The 13,651-nt window shown below is 64.0% G+C and carries 13 protein-coding genes and 1 pseudogene; 9 read left to right on the plus strand and 5 right to left on the minus strand.

All coding sequences use genetic code 11. From position 1 onward, the window contains the following. Positions 1-9: 9 nt before the first annotated feature. The 3 genes and pseudogenes from rimK to ACNKU3_RS08295 form a co-directional block, all read left to right on the plus strand. Positions 10-933: pseudogene (gene rimK, locus ACNKU3_RS08285) on the plus strand (30S ribosomal protein S6--L-glutamate ligase); the annotation flags it as partial. After that, a complete protein-coding gene (locus tag ACNKU3_RS08290; RefSeq protein WP_418259041.1) occupies positions 934-1,188 on the plus strand; it encodes a cation:proton antiporter regulatory subunit in 255 nt (84 codons plus the stop codon). Positions 1,189-1,278: 90 nt separating this feature from the next. Beyond that, positions 1,279-3,015: an MFS transporter gene (locus tag ACNKU3_RS08295; RefSeq protein ID WP_418258945.1), complete on the plus strand. Its 1,737-nt coding sequence runs from the start codon at positions 1,279-1,281 to the stop codon at positions 3,013-3,015. Between the two features lie 19 nt (positions 3,016-3,034). On the opposite strand, the gene ACNKU3_RS08300 is transcribed toward ACNKU3_RS08295, so the two are convergent. From ACNKU3_RS08300 to ACNKU3_RS08315, 4 genes are all read right to left on the minus strand, one after another. Next, positions 3,035-3,760, minus strand: coding sequence for a hypothetical protein (locus ACNKU3_RS08300; RefSeq protein WP_418258946.1), 726 nt, complete (start codon positions 3,758-3,760; stop codon positions 3,035-3,037). A gap of 16 nt (positions 3,761-3,776) precedes the next feature. Then, on the minus strand, positions 3,777-4,535 hold the full coding sequence (locus ACNKU3_RS08305; protein ID WP_418258947.1) for a hypothetical protein: 759 nt from the start codon (positions 4,533-4,535) through the stop codon (positions 3,777-3,779). A 232-nt stretch (positions 4,536-4,767) separates the two neighbouring features. Then, on the minus strand, positions 4,768-6,096 hold the full coding sequence (locus ACNKU3_RS08310) for an MFS transporter (RefSeq protein ID WP_418258948.1): 1,329 nt from the start codon (positions 6,094-6,096) through the stop codon (positions 4,768-4,770). A 307-nt stretch (positions 6,097-6,403) separates the two neighbouring features. Further along, positions 6,404-7,282: a LysR family transcriptional regulator gene (locus tag ACNKU3_RS08315; RefSeq protein ID WP_418258949.1), complete on the minus strand. Its 879-nt coding sequence runs from the start codon at positions 7,280-7,282 to the stop codon at positions 6,404-6,406. Positions 7,283-7,463: 181 nt separating this feature from the next. Between ACNKU3_RS08315 and ACNKU3_RS08320 the strand changes: the two genes are divergently transcribed. From ACNKU3_RS08320 to ACNKU3_RS08335, 4 genes are all read left to right on the plus strand, one after another. Then, entirely contained in the window at positions 7,464-7,910 is a 447-nt protein-coding gene (locus tag ACNKU3_RS08320) for a DoxX family protein (protein ID WP_418259042.1), read from the plus strand. A gap of 88 nt (positions 7,911-7,998) precedes the next feature. Continuing rightward, positions 7,999-8,826, plus strand: a complete 828-nt coding sequence (locus ACNKU3_RS08325) for a DODA-type extradiol aromatic ring-opening family dioxygenase (RefSeq protein WP_418258950.1) — start codon at positions 7,999-8,001, stop codon at positions 8,824-8,826. A gap of 89 nt (positions 8,827-8,915) precedes the next feature. Further along, positions 8,916-9,968, plus strand: coding sequence for a polysaccharide deacetylase family protein (locus ACNKU3_RS08330; RefSeq protein ID WP_418258951.1), 1,053 nt, complete (start codon positions 8,916-8,918; stop codon positions 9,966-9,968). Between the two features lie 12 nt (positions 9,969-9,980). Further along, complete coding sequence (locus tag ACNKU3_RS08335; protein WP_418258952.1) at positions 9,981-11,105, plus strand: glucosaminidase domain-containing protein; 1,125 nt, start codon at positions 9,981-9,983, stop codon at positions 11,103-11,105. Between the two features lie 44 nt (positions 11,106-11,149). Here ACNKU3_RS08335 and ACNKU3_RS08340 read toward each other — a convergent pair whose 3' ends face one another. Further along, positions 11,150-11,638: a hypothetical protein gene (locus ACNKU3_RS08340; RefSeq protein ID WP_418258953.1), complete on the minus strand. Its 489-nt coding sequence runs from the start codon at positions 11,636-11,638 to the stop codon at positions 11,150-11,152. Between the two features lie 523 nt (positions 11,639-12,161). Between ACNKU3_RS08340 and ACNKU3_RS08345 the strand changes: the two genes are divergently transcribed. Both ACNKU3_RS08345 and ACNKU3_RS08350 read left to right on the plus strand, forming a co-directional pair. Further along, positions 12,162-12,296 (plus strand): hypothetical protein, encoded by a 135-nt coding sequence (locus tag ACNKU3_RS08345; RefSeq protein ID WP_418258954.1) that lies wholly within the window; start codon positions 12,162-12,164, stop codon positions 12,294-12,296. After that, positions 12,293-13,540 (plus strand): MFS transporter, encoded by a 1,248-nt coding sequence (locus ACNKU3_RS08350; protein WP_418258955.1) that lies wholly within the window; start codon positions 12,293-12,295, stop codon positions 13,538-13,540. The genes ACNKU3_RS08345 and ACNKU3_RS08350 overlap by 4 nt, the downstream gene beginning before the upstream one ends. Positions 13,541-13,651 lie beyond the last annotated feature (111 nt).

Raw genomic sequence — 13,651 nt, forward strand, 5'->3', positions numbered from 1 at the left:
GGACTCACGATGAAACTCGCGATTCTTTCCTGCAGCCCAAATAACTACAGCACCAGCCGGTTGAAGGAGGCGGCGGAGCAGCGCGACCACGAGGTCAATGTGCTCAATACCCTGAAATTTGCCATCGACCTCGAGCGCGGTGCACCGGACCTCTACTACCGCCAGAAGCACCTCAGCCACTACGACGCGGTGCTGCCGCGGATTGGCGCCTCCATCACCTACTACGGCACCGCGGTGGTCCGCCAGTTCCAGGAGATGGACGTGTTCTGCGCCAACACCGCACACGGCATCAACAATTCCCGGGACAAGCTGCGCAGCCTGCAGATTCTCAGCCGCCACGGGGTCGGGATTCCCCGCACCACCTTCGTGCGCGACAAGAAGGACGTCCTGCCGGCCATCGAACGGGTGGGCGGCGCGCCGGTGATCATCAAGCTGATCGAGGGCACCCAGGGTATCGGCGTGCTGCTGGCGGAATCGGTAAAAGCCGCGGAATCGATCATCGAGCTGCTGCAGAGCCAGAAACAGAACGTGCTGATCCAGAAGTTCGTCGCCGAGAGCAAGGGCAAGGACATCCGCGCCTTCGTGGTCGGCGATCGCGTGGTCGCCGCGATGCGCCGGGTCGCCCAGGGCCAGGAGTTTCGCAGCAACGTCCATCGCGGCGGCATCGCCGAACCGGTGGAACTCGATGAGGCCTACGCGGAAACCGCGGTGCGCTGCACCCAGATCATGGGGCTGCGGGTCGCCGGCGTCGACATGCTGGAAAGCGCAACCGGCCCCCAGGTGATGGAGGTGAATTCCTCGCCGGGGCTGGAGGGTATCGAGACTGCCACCGGCCTCGACGTCGCCGGCGCGGTGATCGATTATATCGCCGCCCAGGTGGATTTCCCCGAAATCGACGTGCGCCAGCGCCTGACCGTCAGCAAGGGCTACGGCGTGAGCGAGATCTACGTTCCCGAGGGCTCGCGGTTTATCGGCCAGAAAATCCTCGAGACCGGTTTGCTGGAACGGGACATCAACGTCCTCACCCTGTACCGGGGCAGCAAAGTCATCCCCAACCCGCGCCGCGACCGGGAGCTGGAGTCCGGCGACAAGCTGCTGTGTTTCGGCAAGCTCGAGGCGATGCGGGACATGGTTCCCGCACGCACCCGCCGGCGGCGCGAACCCTCGGTGGAACAGCTGGACAACTGAGGCGCGAGCAGCAGCCGGCACACATCCCCCCGCCTCACTGGTTAGCGCACACATAAGCGGCTAACCTTCAGTGTTTCGGGGGGGAATCGCATGACCATCAGGCTCGAGCTCGCCGCCAGTGCCGGCACCCGCTACGCCACTGGTGCGATGATGTATTTCGCCCAGGGCATTCCCGCCGGCCTGCTGGCCATCGCGCTGCCGGCGTGGCTGGCCAGCCGCGATGTGGGCGCCGGCGCGATCGCCTCCTATCTCGCCGTCATCACCCTGCCCTGGGCTTTCAAGCTGCTCTCCGGTCCCCTGATGGACCGATTCCAGTTTCTCGCCATGGGGCGCCGCCGCCCCTGGGTCCTCGGTGCACAGCTGGGCCTCACCCTGTCGCTGTTGTCACTCGCGCTGGTGCCAGACCCCACCCAGTCCATGGGCATGCTGATGCTGTTCGGCACCCTGGTGAACGTCTTCGCGGCAACCCAGGACGTGGCGGTCGACGGCATGGCCATCGATCTCACGCCGGTTCAGGAACAGGGTCGGCTGAACGCCTTCATGGCCTTCGGCAAGGCCGTCGGCTGGGGTGCATCCTCGGCGGTGTGCGGCCTGCTGCTGGTAAATTTCGGGTTCGCGGTCACCGGGCTGGTAATGGCGCTGGTCTCCGCGCTGGTGCTGTGCCTCTTCCTCCGGGTGCGCGAACACGAGGGCGAACGCCTGCTGCCCTGGAGCGAGGGTGCGGCAGTCGCCGAGGCCCGGCCACCGGAGGCGCTTGGCAAACAGCTGGGGGCACTCAACCGCGAGCTCTGGGGCAAGGCCAGCATCGTCCTGATGCTGATCATGGTCTGTGACGGGCTGGTATCCGGCTACGGTCACGCCCTGATGCCGATCGCGGCGGTGAAACTCTTCGGCTTCAGCACGCCGCAGTGGTCTCAGCTGGTGGCGATGATGGGCCTGATCGGCGCCGCGGCGGCGCTGGCGCTGGGGCCGTTTATCGATCGCTTCGGCGCCCGGACCATGTTGTTGCTGACCAGTGCCATGGTGGGACTGCACGCCTTCCTGCTCGCCCTCACCCAGCACCTGTGGCAGGACACACTCTACGTGCGCGTGATGCTTTCCGTATGGATACTACTTGGGCCGATGACCATGGTCTGCATGATCGCGCTGGCCATGGCGCTGTGCGCCGGCAGCGGGTCTGCCACCCGCTTTGCTGTCTACATGTCCATCGCCAATCTCGGCAGCTCCGCCGGGGCCAAGGCCTACGGACTGGTCGCCGAGGGCATCAGCTACACGGAGTCCTACCTGTTGCTGGGCTGCCTCGTGCTGCTCATGCTCGCGGTGCTGGCACTGTACCGGCAGCATCCAGCGGACGGGAAGACCCGCGCGGGTCGTCCCGCCCCGCGTTACACCACCGGCATCGGCGCCGGCGAGGCCGGTATGTTCTGGTCCGGCGCCATGCGCTGCCCGAAGTGCCGTGCGGACATGGAAATGACGTCTTACGATGGCGTGGAGATCGATCGCTGCGCGAGCTGCAGCGGCCTGTGGTTCGACCCCGGCGAACTGGAAAAGCTGCGCAGCCGGGAGGCCGCCGCGGAACTCGATACCGGCGCGCGCAGGACCGGCAAGCGCCATGACAGCATCAACAGGTACAACTGCCCGCGCTGCGGCGGCAAGATGATGCAGATGCTCAATGTCGATTCCGGACAGGTCTGGTATGAGTCATGCGTCAGCTGCCACGGTTCCTACCTGGATGCGGGGGAGCTCACAGCGCTCAACCGGGAAGATCTCTCTGCGCTGCTGCAACGCTTACGCCCAGGGAAGAAAGCGACGACGGCGCGCAGTTGAAACCCTCGGCAGGGTTTAATCAGAAGCAGACCAACTCCGAAAAGAGCCACTCGACACAGTCGTCGTACTGATCGATGTTGGTAACCGGTTCCGCGACTTCGAAGGTGCCGTCGGCATCCACGTCGAGGGCGCAAAACGAACGGGCGGAACCCGGGTCAGCGTAATCGAAGTCCTGGGGATGGTCGTAGTCATAGGCCACCGCGAGCCACCAGGGCGTTGGCCCCGGATTGAAAGCCAGGGTACTGCTACCGACATACCCGACCTGGTTCCCGTCGGAGATTGGCTGGCAAAACGCCTCGTTATTCGCAATGACCGACGCCTGCGACTGCCATCCGCCAATACAGGCGCAATCCAGGCCGCCGACCGGCGGTCCGGGCGGCGCCTCGATGGGCGCATCGATATAGACCGAGAGGCGCTCGCTGCCATCCAGCACCAGGTTGTAGCTTCCCTGCCACTGCACCGCGTCGTAGACCGCGGTGGCGAAGGGGATCTCCATCTGGCCCGAGGCCACCGGCGCCGCGGGAATCACCGCCACCCCGCCGAGGGTGACCGTGGTCGCCAGGTCGAGGTCGACCCCGGTTACGACAATTTTTTCCTGCGCGCGGTCCACGTGGATACTGTAAATATCCTGCGCCGCCACCTGCGATGTGGCGAACAGCAGTCCGGCACCCGCGAGAGCGCGCGAGAGAGTGGCGATCATGTCACACCCGGAAAAGGGTGTGTGTGCCTGGCATCGTGAGTCCATTGCTGATGACCTCCCCTCAGGGGGACAGTACCGTTTCCGTGGTTGCGCACACATTGGTCTGCAGGGCGACCGCACATTCGGCCTGCTGCGCCGCGTTGATGCGGACATTGACCAGGTCCTGCTGGTAGGGATCGGTCTCGCTGACCTCTACCAGGCGACACACCGATTGCAGCGGATCACCTGCGTAATACGCGGCGCCAATCGGGAACTGGGGATAAACCGACGAATCGAGGGGATCGGTGAGGACCGTACCCGCCAGGTCGGCAACGCCGGTGGCGCTGACCTCATAGCAGGTGGTCGCAGCCGCGCCCCACAGCCCGACGAGTTCCGCCGCCCAGTCCACCGCGCAGGGACAGCCGGTAGCGGCGGGATCGACCACAGCGGAGACGAAGTAGATGGAAATCGCATCGCTACCGTCGATTTGCAGGGCATAGCTGCCAGTCCCGGCGACTGCCGCGGCTATGTCGGCATCGAACAACAGCTCGACTTGCGTCGGCGAACTGGCGCCGGGCGTCAGTGGAACGCTGCCGCCCAGGGTGAAATCGGTCACCGTATCGAGATCCGCGCCGCGCACGATAATTTTTTCGTTCGCCCAGTCGACCGTGACGCTGTCCACCACTGTCGACGCGGCCGCCGCCGGTGCCGGCTCTGTGCCGGGGCAACCCGGATCGTTCTTGTTGGGACCTTTGCAGGGCGCTGCGGAAAACGTGGGGGATGACAACAGCGAAACCGCGACGCCGAAAAGAACAACACCACTACTTATTCTGAAAGCCATACACACTCCCTGTAGGCTGATTCTTCCTGAAACCTTTGCGCCTACATGTATTGCTTGATTGAACCAGTACCTTAGTTCACACCACGGGAGTGTCCAGAACTATCTGTACTTTTCGTGAACCAGGTCGCACTCCCGCTTTGCGCTCGCGGCTGCACACGCCGCCGCGAAATCCGCGGGTAATGCCACTGCAGCGCGGTATCCGCGGGAGTACGGGGGCCCGGGTGCCCTCGGATCAGTCGAGCTCACGCATCCGGATAAACGCCACACAGGCGCCCGCCGCAAACGCCGGAATCGCGAAGTAGAAAAACAGTGAGGGCATGGAGAAACCCGCCGCGATCATCACTCCGGCCAGCGAGGGGCTGAGCACCGCCCCAGCCCTGCCGAGCCCGGCGGCCCAGCCCAGTCCCGTGCCGCGCACCTGCACCGGGTAGACAATCATGGCCACGTTGTAGAGGTTGCCGAACGCGCCGAACATGGCGCTGCCGGTAACCAGCAGCATCAGCCAGATCAGGTAGAACGGCATACTGGCGATGGACTCGTGGATGCCGCTGAGTACGGCCATGCAGCCACCGCCGACAATAAATGCAGCGAGCAAAACCCGCTTCAGGGGCCACCAGGTAGCCAGCCAGCCGATCAGGATATTGCCGAATATCGCCCCGGCGGGCAGCGCCGTGGTGCCCTGGATAGCCGCCTGCTGGGACAACCCCGCGCCGATCAGCACCTTCGGCATCCAGCTGCTGATGAAGTACACCGTGAGGAAAGAAAGGAAAAACGCGCTCCACAGCAGCCAGGTGGTTGCTCCGCGCCCGTGGGTGAGAAGCGACTTTACCGTGGCGGATTCGGTTTTCTGCGCGTCGGGCAGCACCGGCAATTCGGTGACCTGGCCCTGGCCGATGTAGGCCAGGGTGCGGTTCACCTTTTCCAGCACGGCCTCGCGGTGCCGGCGCATGACAAAGGCCAGCGACTCCGGCACCAGGAACTGTACCAGCAGCGCGGTGACTACAGTCAGCGCGCCGGTGTAGAGAAAAATCGGCCGCCAGCCCTGCTCGGCAATCACTTCGGCGACAATCAGCCCGCCGGCGAAGCCGCCGAAATTGGCGGCGGCCAGCAATACCGCGATCACCAGTGTGCGGTAGCGCAGGGGACTGAATTCGCCGACCAGGGCCGGCAGGGTCGCGACCAGCGCGCCGAGGGCGAGGCCTGCCACCACGCGCCAGATAACCAGTTCGCTGACCGAGCCGCTGAAGGCCACGGCCAGCGTTCCCAGGCCTGCAACCAGCAGGGCCGCGCTGACCACGATGCGCCGGCCGAGCCGGTCCGAGACGCCGCCGAGGAACATGGCGCCAAAGGCCATGCCGAATACCCCGGCGCTGAACACCACACCGAGTTCGCCCGGGCTCACCGCGAGGTCCTGGCTGATGGCCGGCGCGGTATAGGAAATAATGACGATATCGAAGCCCTCGATCATGCTCGCCAGCATGCACAGGAACAGTATCAGCCACTGCATGGGCGAGATACGTGTCGGATGGAGCAGGTCGTTGTTGGCAGTGGTGCCGGTCATCGGATTCCCCTTGTTATTGTATTTCGCCGCGCACAAGGCCGGCCCCTGAATGCAACTCCAGGGTGCAGTCGATGGCGCGGAGAGACAGGCCGGTGGCGCAGCGGGCAATATGGCGGCTGCCGCCGGGCAGGACGTATTGTAACCCCAGGCATGCCGAAGCCAACAAACCCGACGCGCCCTGCCCCGTGCAGCCGGAGGATTTGTCGTGCGCCTGCCCGGACAGCAATCGGGTTCGTCCGGGATGCCGGCTAGCGCAGCCTGCTGCTGACCTGTGCCGCGTTCAGTGAAACCCCTGCCAGCGTGCCCTTCACAACCGTTCGCCGAGAAAGTCGATCAGCGCCCTCACCTTGGGCGCGATATGCCGCCGCGTGGGGTAGACCGCATACACCCCCAGTTCACTCGCACTGTATTCCGGCAGTACTTCAACCAGCGTGCCCCGGGCAACATCGTCGCCGACCAGGAAATCCGGCTGCATCACTATCCCCTGCCCGGACACGGCTACCGCCCGACAGGTATCGCCGTTATTGCTGCGAATACAGGGTGAGACGCGCACACTGACTGTCCCCTCCGGCCCCTGCAGGTGCCACTCGTCCCCCCCCGACCAGTAGCTGTAGGCGATGATCGCGTGGTTCCTGAGCTGCTCGGGATGATCCGGCGTCCCATGCCGGTCGAGGTAGTCGGGCGAGGCGCACATGACCAGGCGCGCCACCGCCAGTTTGCGCGCGACCAGGCTGGAGCTGCTCAGGGTGCCGATGCGCACGGCCAGGTCAATGCCCTCCTCGACCAGGTCGGCAACCCGGTCTGCGAGGGTGATGTCCAGGTCCACCTGGGGATGGCGCTCGCGAAACTCTCCCCACAGGGGCGCCAGCTTGCGCATGCCATAGGACACCGGGACGTTCACCCGCAACAGGCCGCGGGCGGTGTCGCTGGCGGAAGAGGCCTCCGCTTCCGCCTCCTCGAGGTCCGCGAGCAGTTCGCGGCAGCGCAGCAGGAAGACTTCGCCCTCTGCGGTCAGCGACAGGCGCCGGGTGGTGCGGTGCAACAGGCGCACCCCGAGGCGGGTTTCCAGTTCGTTGACGTGGCGGGAAACTGCAGCCTTGGACAGGTCGAGATGATCCGCCGCGCCGACAAAGCTCCCGGCATCAACCACCGCGATAAAGGTCTGCATTTCCAGGAATGGGTTCATTGTTCCAAATTATGAAACAGTTAATCACTTAAAGCCATGTTTATGCCGAATAAAACCACTTATAAACTGCAAGGCAAGTCACCGTTGTGACCCGACAACACACGACACAAGGAGATTCACCATGAGCACACTGACCCACTCAAACACATTCTCCACTGCCTCGACCCAGGGAGCACACACCTTGAACACGCGCCTGGCCAATGCCCTGCTGGCGACCCGTGCCGGCTGGAGCGCTACCACCCTGCGCATCCCTGCCGGCATCACTTTCGCCGCCCACGGCGCGCAGAAGCTGTTCGGCTGGTTCGGCGGCTACGGGCTGGAAGGCACCGGCCAGTGGATGGCTTCGATTGGCCTGGAGCCGGGCTACCTGATGGCCCTGGCAGCCGGCAGTGCCGAGTTCTTCGGCGGCATCGCTTTGCTCCTCGGCCTGCTGGTGCGCCCCGCGGCCGCCGTGCTGGCGATTACCATGCTGGTGGCTATCCTCAGCGTACACATTGGCAACGGCCTGTTCATGAGCAACAACGGCTACGAGTTCGGCCTCGCCCTGCTGGCCATCTCTGTCTCGCTGGCTTTCAGCGGCGCCGGACGGCTCTCCCTTGACCGGTTGCTGTCCAGCCAGCGCGCCTGAGCGGCGACGCACTTACCGGGCCTGCACTTCCGCACCAGCGTAAGCGCAGGCCCGGCTCCAACACGACCAGCCCAGGTAGACCGATACCATGAACGATACACTGTCCCCCGCACCTGCCTGCACCCAGCCGACACTGTTCATTCCCCATGGCGCGGGCCCCTGCTTTTTCATGCAGTGGAACCCGCCCGCCACCTGGGACGGCATGGCGGGCTTTCTGCGCGGGCTCGCCGCCGCCCTGCCCAGCCGCCCCAGGGCCATCCTGATGGTCTCCGCACACTGGCTGGCCGCGGAGTTCAGGATCAGTGCCGGCCAGCAGCCCGGGCTGATCTACGATTACTACGGTTTCCCGGAACACACCTACCAGCTGGCCTACCCCGCCCCGGGCGAACCCGCGCTGGCCGGCCGGGTTGCACAGGCACTGGCGGAAGCCGGTTTTGACACCAGCCTGGACCACGAGAGGGGATTCGATCACGGCATGTTCATCCCCCTGAAGCTGATGTTTCCCGACGCCGATATCCCGGTCGTGCAGCTGTCGCTGCGCCAGGACCTGGACCCCGCCGCACACCTTGTCGTGGGCGCGGCCCTGGCCCCCCTGCGCGATGCCGGCGTGCTTATCGTGGGCAGCGGGATGAGCTTCCACAACATGCGCGGCTACGGCGACCCGCGTTTTACCACGCCTTCACTGGTCTTCGACGAGTGGCTGACGGGAGCGGTGGAAGCGGCGCCCGCGGAGCGCGATCGGGCCCTCGCCGCCTGGGCGCGGGCGCCCCACGCACACGCCTGCCATCCGGCGGGCGCAGAGGAACACCTGATCCCCCTGCTGGTGGCCGCCGGCGCCGCGGCCCGGGACAGCGGTCGCAAGATCTACTCGGACAAGGTACTCGAAGTGCAGTTGTCGGCCTTCCGCTTCGGCTAACGGCGCGATCCTGCAAGCGTTGATGAGGGTGTGGCGGATTCAGCGGCGGCGCGCTACATTGATGCAGCGTACTGCCGAGACCCGCGCCCGTGAAGCACCGCCTGGCCTGTCGTTTCCTGTTCCTGTTGCTGACCCCGCTGTTACAGGCGGCGGTGGTCCTGCAGTACCACCATATCAGCGACGACACCCCGGCCAGCACCAGCACCTCGCCTGCGCGCTTTGCCATGCACCTCGACTACCTGCAGGATGCGCAATTCAACATCGTGCCGCTGCAGGAACTGGTGGACGCCCTGCGCGCGGGACAACCGCTGCCCGACCGGACGGCGGCAATCACCTTCGATGACGGCTATATCTCCATCTACGACACCGCGTGGCCGCTGCTGCGGGCCAGGGGCTGGCCGTTTACCGTATTCGTCAACACCGAACCCCACGACCAGAACCGTCCCCTCTACATGAGCTGGGAACAGCTCCGCGAACTGAAGGCGGCGGGCGCAACCATCGCCAACCACGGCGTCAGCCACCCGCACCTGCTGGAACGCCAGTCCGGGGAGGACCAGGCCGCCTGGCTGGATCGCATCGGCGGCGAAATCACCGTCGCGCAGCAGCGTATCACCGCGGAAACCGGCGACAGCCCCAGATTGTTTGCCTATCCCTACGGCGAATATGACAAGGACGTGCTGGAGCTTGTCGCCTCGCTGGGCTACGCGGGTTTTGGTCAGCAGTCCGGCCCCCTGGCAGTGTTCAGCGACCTGCGTGTCCTGCCCCGGTTCCCCTTCGGCGGCTCCTTCGGCGACCGCCAGGATTTCGCGACCAAGGTAAACAGCCTGCCCATGCCCCTGGCGCCCGGCACGGAGCCTGTCCTTTTCCGCAACCCGGAGGGGCCGGCGCTCGACGACATCGTCCTCGACGGCGATACTACCCGCCCGGTACTGCTGCTGCAGTTTGCACGGGCAGCGGATGCCGCGCGGGTCAACTGCTTTGTCTCCGGCCAGGGCGCAACACCGGTACAGGTGGAAAAAGAACGCGTTCTCGTACAAGCTGTGCATCCCCTGCCACCTGGCCGGGCACGTTATAACTGTACCGCGGTCAGCGGGCAAAACGGCCGCTTCTACTGGTACTCACAACCCTGGATCATCGATTAAGCACAGGACACCATGAACCTGATACGCATGCAAAAACCGGCTTTTTTCCTTACCACGGCAATCTCCATACTGCTGCTGTCGGCCTGTTCCAGGGAACCGGAACCCACCGCGAACAACACGCTGGAAGAGCCCGCCCAACAACAGGCGCAAGCGGCAACCACTGCGCCGGCGCAAATCCCGGAAGTCGTTGTACTGTACGGCCAGAAAGAGCTGGTTCCCTGGCTGGAGGCGGAAAACTGGTGGGGCGAGATCGACCCCGAACAGCCGCTGACCGTGCCTCACATCATCATCACCGCCATCCACCCGTCCTGGAGCGAGTTTTCCGCAACGCTGCCAGTTCCGGTGAAGAAACAGCTGTTCTTCCGCCTGATGCTGCCACTGGTGATGCACGCCAACCACATGGCCACGACCTTCCGCGAGGGACTGCTGCAGGCGAAGAAAGAGTATGAGGCCGATGGCAGCCTGTCTGCCGAGAGCCTGGCGCTGATCCAGCGCCTCGCTCCCCTGCTCCCCGGCATGGATATCGAAAGTGCCCAGGCCCTGCAGGCGGATCACGATAAAATGGAAGAGTTCCTGGACGCCCTGCTCTACCGGATGGATACGGTGCCGGCAGGTCTCGCGCTGGGCCAGGCCGCCTACGAAAGCGGCTACGGCACATCCCGTTTCGCCACCCAGGGCAACTCCCTGTTCGGCCAGTGGACCTACAAGGGCGAGGGGATCAAACCGCGTGAGCAGCGTACCGCAAGCAAGGGCGACTACCAGATCAAGGCCTTCGAATGGCCCTTCGACAGCGTGCGCGGGTATTTCATCAACCTGATGACGCACCCCGCCTACGAGGACTTCCGCAAGCTGCGCGCGGAAATGCGCGCCGCCGGCGAGCCCTTCGACTCAATGAAACTCGCCGACGGCCTGCTGCGCTATTCCGAACGCGGCGCCGAGTACGTCGAGTCGCTCAAGGGCATCATGCGGGTGAACAAGCTGTACGTTGCCGACAAGGCCGTGTTCCGCGACGAACCGCTGCGCTTCCTGCTCAGCGAGCAAAGCCCGGAAGATGTGGAAAAAACCCGGCAGCGGCTCGCCGAGGCTGAAGCCAGCGGCGAACTGGCCGTGATCCTGGAGCGTATGCGACTGGAATAAGGCGCGTTTGCCCCGCTGGACGGCGTAGCAATCGCGCCAGGGCTTCAGGCGGCGCCCCATTCCCGGGCGAGCTTGCGCGCCTCTTCCAGCAACAGGTCGCGGCGCCGCTCCGGGCCCAGGTCGCTATTTTTCAGCTGGAAAGTAGCGACCAGCACCGAGGGTGCGCCGAGCACCTCATCGGGGCCACTGATGCCCGGCAGCATCAGCAGCGTGGTGCGATCCCGGTCCTGTATAACATAACTGACCAGTCCCGGGTCCGCCAGTTTCTCGCTGGCCGGTACACCCCCGGTGGCGAACATTACATTGAAATCCAGTTGCTCCTGCGGCAACACGGCCACATCGAACATTTCCTGCATCATGAACTTGAAGGTGAAATTGACCTTGTGTCCACCTGGGCCGTTGCCCGAATATTCACAGGCACTGGAAAACGTGGGCAGGTGTTCGGTGGCGGCTGTCGACTTCACCTCCTGGCCGAGCAGGTTTCTGGCGAGCAACTCCGTCAGTGCTGCGCAGGAGTCGGGCACTGTTTCCATGCGCGGGGCACTGCCGGCGCGCGCGGCTGTAAACACCAGGAATAAAATACCGGCTATCGCCAGGCTTCGCAGTAAAATGCTGGGGCGGTAAATTCTGCTTCCGGGCAATAGGGTCATGGGTACTTTCCTGTGCGCGAGGGTTCCCGGGAAAGTGTAGTGCACGAACCGCAGACCACGCCATGCCCGGCTAATCCCGGCGATGGGGCCCCGCTAAGGTTCAGTACCGCCCCAGGTCACGCGCGACCACCACCGATCCGGCAAACTGCGCTTTCAGGCCCTGAGTGTAGGCGTAATCCAGACCTGAAACACGCAGTCCAGGACACATTAACACGGCTTAATTTTGTAGGGCTTCCGCAAAGCCTGTAGTATCCGGGAACTGAATAACCATAAGTTTTTGTATTCCCGCTTGAGGTGTTAATGGAAATCCCGCTCCCCGACCCCCGGGTTCCGGACGTCAGCACGGCTGATCTCGGTCGCCGAGGAACTGCTCGATGAACTGCTGCCGCGCGGCGAAATGGACCTGATGCACGACTTCGCCCGCAAATACCCGATGCGCGTCACCAACCGCCTGCTGGAGGAGGTCGCGGTAAGCGGCATCGTCATCCGTGGTCCGGACAGCCTGAAAATGGCCTGGGACACGCCGAGTTGCAGCGAATGACCAGTCGCTCTGGCGGGTCCTTTCACGGCTGGAAAATTCTCTACCTGACCTCACTGGGTCAGATGGTGTCCTCCAGTTTCACCATCTCGCTGATCGGGATTTTTATTGAACCCCTGGCGCAGGCCTTCTCCGCCACGCCCGGGCAACTCGGCTGGGCACCCGCCATCTTCATCCTGATGGGTTCCATCCTCAGCCCGCTGGTCGGTTATTTCATCGACCGGGGCCACGTCCGCGTCATCATGACCATGGGCTCTATCCTCTTCGCCCTGGGGTTTTTCGCCCTGTCCCAGGCGACGACACTGTTCCAGGCTGCGCTGGCCTGTTCCCTGCTGCTGGGCTGCGGTTCGTCGATGATCGGCTTTGTCGCGGCCAACGCCCTGCTGGTGCAATGGTTCAACCGGCGGCGCGGTTTCGCCATCGGCGTCTCTGCCGCGGGCATGTCCCTCGGCGGTTTCCTGGTTCCCCCGATTGCCGCCGAACTGTTGACCCACTTCGACTGGCGGATAACCATGTTCCTGCTGGGTTCCTTTGTCACCCTCACGCTGGTGCCCTCCGTCTGGTTTATCGCCCGCAGCAAACCCGCGGACCTGGGCCAGTATCCCGACGGTATCGCACCTGCCGACGCTGCCGCGTCCGCGCAGGCAGGTGCACAGGAGGATGCTGTCGCCCTGGGTTTCAATGACCTGTTGCGTCGCCGCGACTTCTGGATCATCGCGCTGGCCATGGCGACGGTTAACTTCTCATCGATCATGCTGATCACCTACCTGGTTCCCTTTGCCAGGGAGACCGGCATGTCCGTGCCTTCCAGTGCCCTACTGCTGTCCTATTACTCCGGTGCCGCCTTTGTCGGCAAATTCCTCGCCGGCTGGCTCAACGACAGGTTCAGTCCGCGCCGGGTGTTCTCTGCAATTTGTATTGTGATGGCCCTGGGCGTCTACCTGCAGCTCAACTTCCCGGCTTACCTGCCCCTGGTCGTTGCCCTGACCGGGCTTGCCGTGGGCGGGATCATGCCGGTGTGGGCGACCCTGATCGGCGAAGCCTTCGGGCCGGGTGCCTTCGGCAAGGCCCAGGGGGGCATGGCCCTGATCCTGATGGTCTTCAATGTAATTCCCGGGCCACTGGGCGGCCACCTGTACGACAGCACCGGTACCTACGTAAGTGGATTCGAACTCATAATCTGGGTATTGATAGGCGGCTTTGCAATTTCCTGCCTGTTGCCAAAAGCGAAATCCCTGACCACATAATAAAGCGGAGAAACGCAGAGATGGCCGATACAGCACCAGGCGATACAGCGGACCCCAGCGCGCAGGAACGGGAGAATGTGGCGGTCATCGACCGCTTCCCCAGTTGAGTCA

The sequence above is a fragment of the Haliea sp. E17 genome, assembly GCF_048323675.1.
In the GTDB taxonomy this organism is placed as follows: domain Bacteria; phylum Pseudomonadota; class Gammaproteobacteria; order Pseudomonadales; family Halieaceae; genus Mangrovimicrobium.

Excerpts from the sequence above, each read along its gene's own strand:
- ACNKU3_RS08325 (WP_418258950.1), top strand. The coding sequence starts at position 7,999 with ATGAACGATACACTGTCCCCCGCACCTGCCTGCACCCAGCCGACACTG.
- ACNKU3_RS08345 (WP_418258954.1), top strand. The coding sequence starts at position 12,162 with ATGCACGACTTCGCCCGCAAATACCCGATGCGCGTCACCAACCGCCTG.
- ACNKU3_RS08305 (WP_418258947.1), bottom strand. The coding sequence starts at position 4,535 with ATGGCTTTCAGAATAAGTAGTGGTGTTGTTCTTTTCGGCGTCGCGGTT.
- ACNKU3_RS08350 (WP_418258955.1), top strand. The coding sequence starts at position 12,293 with ATGACCAGTCGCTCTGGCGGGTCCTTTCACGGCTGGAAAATTCTCTAC.
- ACNKU3_RS08310 (WP_418258948.1), bottom strand. The coding sequence starts at position 6,096 with ATGACCGGCACCACTGCCAACAACGACCTGCTCCATCCGACACGTATC.
- ACNKU3_RS08340 (WP_418258953.1), bottom strand. The coding sequence starts at position 11,638 with ATGGAAACAGTGCCCGACTCCTGCGCAGCACTGACGGAGTTGCTCGCC.
- ACNKU3_RS08295 (WP_418258945.1), top strand. The coding sequence starts at position 1,279 with ATGACCATCAGGCTCGAGCTCGCCGCCAGTGCCGGCACCCGCTACGCC.
- ACNKU3_RS08300 (WP_418258946.1), bottom strand. The coding sequence starts at position 3,760 with ATGGACTCACGATGCCAGGCACACACACCCTTTTCCGGGTGTGACATG.
- ACNKU3_RS08335 (WP_418258952.1), top strand. The coding sequence starts at position 9,981 with ATGAACCTGATACGCATGCAAAAACCGGCTTTTTTCCTTACCACGGCA.
- ACNKU3_RS08315 (WP_418258949.1), bottom strand. The coding sequence starts at position 7,282 with ATGAACCCATTCCTGGAAATGCAGACCTTTATCGCGGTGGTTGATGCC.